Source organism: Oleiphilus sp. HI0061 (genome assembly GCF_001635675.1).
In genome coordinates this window covers 1-8,507 of sequence record NZ_LWFE01001400.1, presented here as the reverse complement: position 1 = coordinate 8,507, position 8,507 = coordinate 1, and the positions used below count along the sequence as shown (strand labels likewise).

8 protein-coding genes are annotated in these 8,507 nt (G+C 44.6%); 2 read left to right on the top strand and 6 right to left on the bottom strand.

Annotated features, from left to right (window positions below; genetic code table 11):
* The 4 genes from A3735_RS22090 to ftsY all read right to left on the bottom strand — a co-directional run.
* A partial coding sequence (locus A3735_RS22090) for an RNA polymerase factor sigma-32 (RefSeq protein ID WP_156499826.1) occupies window positions 1–538 on the bottom strand: 538 nt, incomplete at its 3' end.
* Window positions 539–766: 228 nt separating this feature from the next.
* Window positions 767–1,735, bottom strand: a complete 969-nt coding sequence (gene ftsX, locus A3735_RS22085; RefSeq protein ID WP_068506583.1) for a permease-like cell division protein FtsX — start codon at window positions 1,733–1,735, stop codon at window positions 767–769.
* Window positions 1,735–2,418 (bottom strand): cell division ATP-binding protein FtsE, encoded by a 684-nt coding sequence (gene ftsE, locus A3735_RS22080; RefSeq protein WP_068506585.1) that lies wholly within the window; start codon window positions 2,416–2,418, stop codon window positions 1,735–1,737. The genes ftsX and ftsE overlap by 1 nt, the downstream gene beginning before the upstream one ends.
* 47 nt (window positions 2,419–2,465) lie before the next feature.
* Window positions 2,466–3,665 (bottom strand): signal recognition particle-docking protein FtsY, encoded by a 1,200-nt coding sequence (ftsY, locus tag A3735_RS22075; RefSeq protein WP_068638653.1) that lies wholly within the window; start codon window positions 3,663–3,665, stop codon window positions 2,466–2,468.
* Between the two features lie 162 nt (window positions 3,666–3,827).
* Here ftsY and rsmD point away from each other — a divergent pair, with 162 nt between their 5' ends.
* Complete coding sequence (rsmD, locus tag A3735_RS22070) at window positions 3,828–4,487, top strand: 16S rRNA (guanine(966)-N(2))-methyltransferase RsmD (RefSeq protein WP_082865499.1); 660 nt, start codon at window positions 3,828–3,830, stop codon at window positions 4,485–4,487.
* Between the two features lies 1 nt (window position 4,488).
* On the opposite strand, the gene A3735_RS22065 is transcribed toward rsmD, so the two are convergent.
* Window positions 4,489–5,685, bottom strand: a complete 1,197-nt coding sequence (locus A3735_RS22065) for a fatty acid desaturase (protein WP_068508775.1) — start codon at window positions 5,683–5,685, stop codon at window positions 4,489–4,491.
* Window positions 5,686–5,776: 91 nt separating this feature from the next.
* Complete coding sequence (locus A3735_RS22060) at window positions 5,777–7,828, bottom strand: hydantoinase/oxoprolinase family protein (protein ID WP_231872335.1); 2,052 nt, start codon at window positions 7,826–7,828, stop codon at window positions 5,777–5,779.
* Between the two features lie 55 nt (window positions 7,829–7,883).
* Here A3735_RS22060 and mutM point away from each other — a divergent pair.
* Window positions 7,884–8,507 (top strand): bifunctional DNA-formamidopyrimidine glycosylase/DNA-(apurinic or apyrimidinic site) lyase (gene mutM / locus A3735_RS22055; RefSeq protein WP_068638651.1); only part of this gene is annotated, 624 nt, incomplete at its 3' end.

Here is an 8,507-nt window from a genome sequence, read left to right as displayed (position 1 = left end):
CGTGAGCACTTAAGCGACCTTCCATTTCTCGTACGACTTTTGGTTCTACACCGAGGTTCTCAGCTACGTCCTGAACTTCTTTATGAGTGAACCAAGCTAAACGTTTTTTGTTGCTGCGCAAATTGAAGAACATTTTACGCTGAGCTTTAGTCGTCGCAATTTTAACGATGCGCCAGTTTCGTAGAATGAACTCGTGAATTTCTGCCTTGATCCAATGTACAGCAAAAGAAACCAGGCGAACGCCATACTCAGGGTTAAAACGCTTAACAGCTTTCATCAAGCCTACGTTACCTTCCTGAATAAGGTCTGCCTGAGCCAAACCGTAGCCGGCATAGCTTTTAGCAATATGAATAACAAAGCGAAGATGAGACATAACCATATGGCGTGCAGCTTCAAGATCGTGTTCATCATGTAAACGATCAGCAAGCTTGCGTTCTTCTTCAACGCTCAGAATAGGGATACCATTCACGGCCTGAATGTATGACTCCAGGTTTGCGCCCGGGGTAAGCATATCTACGGGCTGTAAGCTTGTACCCATAATAAAACCTCCAACATTTATTCCGTAAGAATTTTAGTGTTCAATATTTTGCTCTGCTCAAATTTAGACAGCAGAACAAAGAAAAAGTTCCATACAGAAAAATTGTACATATATTAAGCAATCATAAAGTATTCTAAAGGGAGAAAAAAGAGTACTACTTTGAAAATTACTGTTGCAGAGACAAGATTAATAAAACTTAAGACTCAGCAATATAGGATTTCTACTTGATTAACTTGGTTCAATATCATCCAAATGTTTGCGTACTGCAAGCCAAGAGCTAAACCAGCCCAGCCCTGTCCCTATTAAGAATAACAATAGTGTAGATTCAAAACTCAGTGATGACAAACTAAAAGTGCTTTGATATGAGCTGGCCAATGCCTCAACCGGGCCATTAAGAATAGCGGTAATGATAATAAGCAGTATCCAGGCAACTAGACTGGCGCCAAAACCAAATAATACACCCATATATAGAAAGGGCCTACGAACGAAACCATCTGTTCCGCCAACGAGTTTAATTACAATAATTTCTTCTTTTTTGTTCTCGATTGCTAGGCGAATGGTATTCCCTAGCACCAGAATAACAACCAGTGCGAGCATTATTCCGATAACGCTTACTGCTTGCTGAAGCATATTAATGATCGACTGAAGCCGCTTTACCCAAACCACATCGAGTATCGCACTTTCGATTTCAGGAAGAGTAATTAGAGCATCTTTGAGCTGCTCAATATGCTCAATCGTATTTAGAGCATCTGATGGGCGAACAATAATGACATGCGGCAAGGGGTTGCTGTCTAAGTAGTCGATTGCATCGGCAAACTCGAAGCGTTCTTTAAAATTGCTCAGCGCGCTATCGTTATCGATAAACTGGCTGCTGGTGATACTCTTTCTTTTTGCAATATCGTCAGCAAGCCTTTGTCCATCAATAAGCGGCACGCCCTTTTTAAGTAGGAGCGTTATTTGTGCGCTGCCATCCCAATCTTCACCTAGTGATTCAATATTGCTTAAAAGGCTAGTCAACAAAGCTGGCAGAACCAGAGCTATGCCGAGCACTGCACAGGTAAAGAGACTGGCAATGGGTGTTTTTAGCAATGACAGCAGAGTCGCCTTAGCCACCTTTTTATGGTGTTCTATATAGTGGTTTGCAGCACTTGGCGGAGGAGCAGGTCGAGCGCCTGAAGATTTGGGTAGCTCAGCCATTAGTCATCTGCTCCGGCAAATTGAGAACGTGAGTCGATCAGACTTCCTTGCTGAAGCGAGATTACGCGATAGTGCATATGATGAATCAATGCCAAGTCGTGGCTCGCTATCAGTACCGTGACGCCGACTTGATTGAACTCGCTAAACAAGTTCATGATTTCGGCTGAAAGCTCGGGGTCGAGGTTTCCGGTTGGTTCATCGGCTAACAAAACGGGAGGTTTATTGACAACGGCTCTGGCAATACCGATACGCTGTTGTTCACCGCCTGAGAGCTGAATGGGTGTCATTTTCTCTTTTGAAAGCAAACCGACTTTATCTAATGCGGCACGTACGCGACGCCCGATATCGCGCGGGTTCATTCCCGAAATTTCTAGGGGAAGCGCAACGTTGTCGTAAACACTGCGATCAAATAACAAGCGATGATTTTGAAAAACAACGCCGACATGACGCCGGTAATAAGGAATTTGCCGCTTTGGGATGCGCATAAGGTCTTGCTCACCCACAGTGACCTTTCCTTCACTGGCTCTTTCCATCAACATAATCAGCTTAAGCAGTGTACTTTTACCTGCGCCGGAATGGCCTGTTAAAAATGCCATTTCACCACGCGCCATTGAAAAGCTTACGTCATTAAGTGCTTCATGGCCGTCGCTATAACGCTTGGTGACATTCTCAAAATGTATCATTATTTAGTAGGCCTATTGATTTAAGCTGAGATCTTATCGACAGAGATTTATGCTTGTTCGTCGAATAAAGCAGCAACAAACTCATCCGCCTCAAAGGGGCGTAAATCATCTATTTGCTCACCAACACCAATAAAGCGAATCGGTAGGCCTAACTGTTTAGCGATAGCGAAAATGATCCCGCCTTTTGCCGTACCGTCCAGCTTGGTTAAGCTGATACCACTTACACCAACTGCTTGTTGGAATACTTGGGCTTGGCTTAGTGCGTTTTGGCCTGTACCGGCATCGAGAACCAACATCACTTCGTGGGGGGCGGTATCGTCAACTTTCTGCATAACTCGGACAACTTTTTCAAGCTCGCTCATTAGGTTGTCTTTGTTTTGAAGGCGGCCAGCGGTATCGGCGATTAGAATATCAACCCCTTTAGACTTAGCCGATTCAACTGCATCGAATATGACTGATGCACTGTCGGCGCCGGTGTGTTGGGCAACAACAGGCACATTGTTGCGCTCACCCCAAACCTGTAGCTGTTCAACTGCTGCAGCTCTGAAGGTATCGCCTGCTGCTAACATGACAGAATGTCCCTGGCTCTGGAAACGCTTGGCCATTTTGCCAATAGTGGTTGTTTTACCCACGCCGTTGACACCCACAACAAGAATGACAAAAGGAGAGTCACCAGTCTTTATTTCTAAAGGTGAATGGCTAGCTTTAAGCAGCCCGCTTAGTTCGTCCTTGAGTACAGCGTGCAGGCTATCGGCGTCCTTCAGTTCTTTTCGGTCGGCACTTTCGGTAATTTTATTGATAATTTCAGAAGTCGCTTCAATACCAACGTCAGCAGTTAGAAGTAGTGTTTCTATATCTTCAAGCAGCTCGTCGTCGATCTGCTTTTTGCCCATGATGAGTTCGCTTAAACCACCCGATAGGCGGCCTCGTGTGCGGCTCAAGCCAGACTTAATTCTGCCAAAAAAGCTTTTTGGCTCTGGCTCTGGCTCTGGCTCTGGCTCTGGCTCAGGTGCTGGTTCCGGTTCTGGNTTTGGCGCTGGTGTTGGTTCAGGCTCAGGTGCTGCTTCCGGTTCGGCTGAAGTCAGCGCAGACTCATTCAGCGGGCGAACCGTTTTAGTTTCGGGGTGTGCTTGGCGCTCAACCTTCTTTGGTTTGGTTTGGTTATGTCTGGCGCGAATCAGATCGATTGCTATTAGGAGTGCAATGACGCCAAGGGTGACCAAAGAGTATAAAATTTCTGTTTGCATAATATGAACAACTTAAGGTATTTGATTCATGCCGTTATAATTTCTCTTTGAAAAAGATCGCAACGGCGAGGCTAAAATTCACTTACAATGCACGGATCCGTCTAAACAAGCGAGCTTTTTCGAGTGCTTTGGATAATATGCATGACATAACAGGAAATTCTAATGCCAGCCAGGATTAAAAAAAACCATCGAGGACAAAAATCTCGGCCATATGGTAAAAATAATCGTATAGATAGCTCGCAAACGGGCTCTTTTCGCATTATTGGCGGTGAATGGCGTAGTCGTCGATTAAACTTTCCGGCGCTTGAAGGTCTTCGCCCAACGACAGACCGAGTGAAAGAGACGGTGTTTAATTGGTTAATGCCTTATCTACCCGGCGCCCGAGTATTGGATTTATTTGCTGGCAGTGGTTCTTTAGGCCTCGAGGCGCTTTCACGCGGCGCTGGTGAGCTATGCTCTATTGAGAAAAGTAGTCAGGCAGCCTCGAGCCTTAAGGAAAACTACGCGCTATTAGGGGGGGCTGCTGAGCGAGCTGTGGTGGAGTGCCTCGACGCATTGACTTGGCTTCAAGCGAGTCCAAAACAACAGGGTGCCTTTGATATACTCTTTCTCGATCCACCCTTTCGCAAAGGCTTACTTACAGAGACTTTAGCACTTATCGAGGAGTCAGAGATACTCGCTAAAGGGGCGGTGATTTATCTGGAGCAGGAAAAAGAAGGCGTTTTACCTGCAATTCCGAAAGATTGGCAACTGATGAAAGAAAAGGTCGCCGGGCAAGTCAGTTATCAATTGTATCAACGACAAGCTAGCGACCAGATCTGATCTAGGCTTTTGCAGCACTTAGAGAGTAATGTCTTAAACTTTTGGCAAATTCTTCGAGGCTTTCGATGCCGCTTTTTTCAGCTTGTTTACACCATTCAGAAAGCTCGTTTAACTTTTCTTGAAAGCGGCTACCGGGGTGTTTTTTCCAAATATCTTGAAGAGCCTGGCTCATCTCATAAATGGTCTTGATCATCACGTCGTGGTCAAGCATTTCATTGATTCGGCTTTTCTCAGTACTTTTAACCAAATTTTCTTCTCTAACGAGAAGCTTCTTGGCCTTTTTAAACATAATTTTTTCTTGTTCCTGCATCTTGGCTTTTTGTGCTTGGATAACCGGAATCATGACATTCTTATGGTATTGGGATAAAACATAAAAGCGATTGTGGATAATTGCCATCACCGTATCCTTATCAAGCTCCAGCTTGTGACTGTCTTTTATTGGCTTAGGTGGGATATTGCGTGCTTTTGCTAAACCAAGGGCGCTTAATATTCTGATATAAAACCAGCCGATGTCGAATTCCCAGGGTTTAACAGATAGCTTGGCGGAGTTGGGATAAGTGTGGTGATTATTGTGAAGTTCTTCGCCACCAATAAAAAAGCCCCAGGGGCTGATGTTACGGGAGGCATCTTTACACTCAAAGTTCCGGTAGCCGATTGCATGGCCGACACCATTGATAACACCCGCAGCAAATACCGGGATCCACATCATTTGAATCGCCCAAATGGTAATACCTGCCAGGCCGAAGAAGAAAATATCGATAGCGCCCATCAGTACTACACCTTTCATCTTATGAGGGGTATAGATCTTGTTTTCTAACCAATCATCAGGTGTTCGCTGACCGTAGCGCTTTAAGGTTTCGGCATTGGCAGCCTCTTCTTTATAGAGCTCAGCACCCGTTAGTAGAACTGTTTTTAGGCCTTTCGCAACAGGGCTATGTGGGTCTTCATCTGTCTCACATTTTGCGTGGTGTTTCCGGTGAATAGCGGTCCACTCTTTGGTATTTTGAGCACTACTCAGCCATATCCAGAAACGGAAGAAGTGTTTAAGTGCAGGATGCAGGTCGAGAGCGTTGTGAGCTGAGTGTCTGTGTAGATAAAGTGTGACGCTGGCGATGGTGATTTGAGTCAGAATTATCGTTGCAATGACTTTCTGCCCAACACTTAAATCGAGAATACCGTTTATCCACCAGTCAAACATTTACTTCACCTCACTCCTATAAATTCTAGCTGACACGCGTTAGTTTTATATGCTATCACAAACAATGATATTTTAGAGTATGACAGCTCGTTTATTGCACAATAACTTCGTGCTTTTTTAACACGAGATGCTGAAACTGATCTATCTTTGCGCACCATCCTTCTTTTAGCCAGGTTGTCGAAACCTTTTCCAATATGATTGCAGGCCCTATTATGGTTTCACCTTCTTTGATCGCTTCTCGCTGAAGAATTGTCACTTCTTTTTCTATCGAAGGAAGTTGAATGACTTGTGTGGTGGCATCATTTTGCACTTCAGTACATATAACATCATTACTTTGCTGAGTTTCAATTGTCAGACTAAGGCAAACATTCACGAGCTCAACCGCGGTATTAGTGAGTTGGTGCCCATAGTGTTGTTGATGGCTGTGATGAAATAAGTCTGCAATATTGCGGGTTTGATCTGCAGAAAAGGGGATATTCAGAGTGAAGCTCTGGCCTTGGTAACGAAGATCCAAAGAGCGTTCTGATCGGATAGTTTGCCTGCCTACTTGTTCTAATTTTAGTTCTTTCGTTCCTTGTGACTCGAGACCTTCAAACAGCTGTTCCAGTTGGTGATGGGAAATATCATCTAACTGAATAATATGTGTCTTGGTAAATTGCCGTTGTTTTTGAGCTTTGAGCATGCCGTAGGCCGAGAGGACACCACTATTCTGGGGAATTATGGCACTTTTCATATTGAGTTTTTCAGCTAAGGAACAGACATGCAGACCCCCAGCGCCGCCAAAGCAACATAAGGTAAAGTCATTAGGGTTGTGCCCTTTCTGAATAGAAATGGCATGAAGGGCTTTTACCATTTGTTGTTCCGCAAGTTCTATGATTCCTTCTGCCAATTGAAGCCTGCTCATTTGTAGTTTGCTGGCTAGCGTGTCTAGCGCGCTCTCTGCTGAGGCTATATCAAGAGACATACCGCCACCTAAGAAAGCATCTGCACGTATGCGCCCTAGAACTAGATTGGCATCGGTCACAGTTACTTGAGTTCCGCCTTTGTTGTAACAAACTGGGCCAGGTGCGGAACCCGCAGATTGAGGGCCGACGTGTAGCATATTTCCTTCGTCTATCCAGGCAATAGAGCCGCCGCCAGCACCGATGGTTTCCATTTTTAACATTGGTATCGCGACCGGCCAATCATTAATGCTACCTTCATCGCTTAGTTCAAAGTTGCCATCCATTAAGGCGACGTCGGTTGATGTGCCGCCCATATCAAAACTCATGATCTTGGGTAAGTGACACTGTTCACCGATATGACGAACGGCGGCTAATCCGCCAGCCGGGCCGGATAAAAGCAGATTTACAGATCGTAAAGCGGCTTGTTCAGCAGCAATGGTTCCCCCTGAAGATTGCATGATTGAGACAGGGCAGCCGTTTAGTTGCTCGATCAAGTGATCAATATAGTTTTTTACTTTTGGGCCAAGGGATGCATTTAACCAGGTTGCTATACCACGTTCGTACTCTTTATATTTTGGTAAAACAAAAGATGAGCGCGAGACGAAATAGTCACCTTCCAGGGCTTTTTGAATGCGTAGCTCTTCATCATCATTGATAAAGGAAAATAAGAGATTTATCGCAATAGCTTCTGGTTTTAAGTCATTAACTTTTTGCTTAAGGGCTTCAATATCGTCATCAGATAAAGGTCTTATTAACTTTCCCTCGGAATCACGTCGGGTTTCTATTTCTAAGCAAAGCTCGCTTGGAACAGGAGGAATGGGTGGTTTGGCATTGAGGTTATAGAGTTCTTTGCGAGCTTGGCGGCCGATGCTCAGGATATCGCCAAAACCATTATTGGTGATATAGACGGTACGAGCACCTTTTCGTTCAAGCGCTGCATTGGTAGCTACCGTACTTCCATGAATAATACAAAGCTGTTTATTATCGACAGCTGAGTTTAAACCTAGTTCTTCTATTCCCTGCAAGATTGCTTGAGCAGGGTTTGAAGGGGTTGATAGTACTTTATGAATACGCACTTCTTGTTCAGTGAGCAAGACAAAGTCGGTAAAAGTGCCTCCGGCATCAACACCTAAGTACAGGATTTCATCCTCATCGCTTAAAGAAGATTTGGGATTGTGAAGCTTAGGGGAATTGGACACTTGCCTTTCCTTTGTATCAAAATGCGTGATTTGTTCTATCTATGAGGAGCCAAGTTTGCCTGAATTGCCAGAAGTAGAAACCTCTCGCCGGGGCATTGAGCCTTATATCAAGGGGCATAAAATCTTATCCATCAAGATCTATCAGCAAGCTTTGCGTTGGCCTGTTTCTAATGAACTCTATGAAATGACAAACCAGCCGGTTAGCGATGTTCTCAGGCGAGGTAAGTATATAATCATCTGTGTCCCTGACGGAAGTATACTGCTGCATTTAGGTATGTCTGGGAGTTTGCGTATAGTCGACGAGAGGACGCCACGGATAAAACATGATCATGTTGAATTCCACCTTTCCTGTGGAAAAATACTGCGCTTTAACGATCCGCGAAGGTTTGGCAGCATATTATGGTCTTCCAATTGGCAAGCGCATCCTTTAATTGCTTCTTTGGGGCTTGAACCTCTAAATGAGGAGTTCGACGGAGCGTATCTTCATCAAGCTGCCAAAAAGAGAAAACAAGCGGTTAAACAGTTCCTGATGAATAGTAAGCTTGTTGTTGGTGTTGGCAATATTTATGCAAACGAAGCTTTGTTCAAAGCGGGCATCTCTCCTATTCGATCAGCCTCTCAAATCTCTTTAAAGCGCTATAACTTGCTTGCAGATACCATCAAAGAGGTCTTGCGTAAA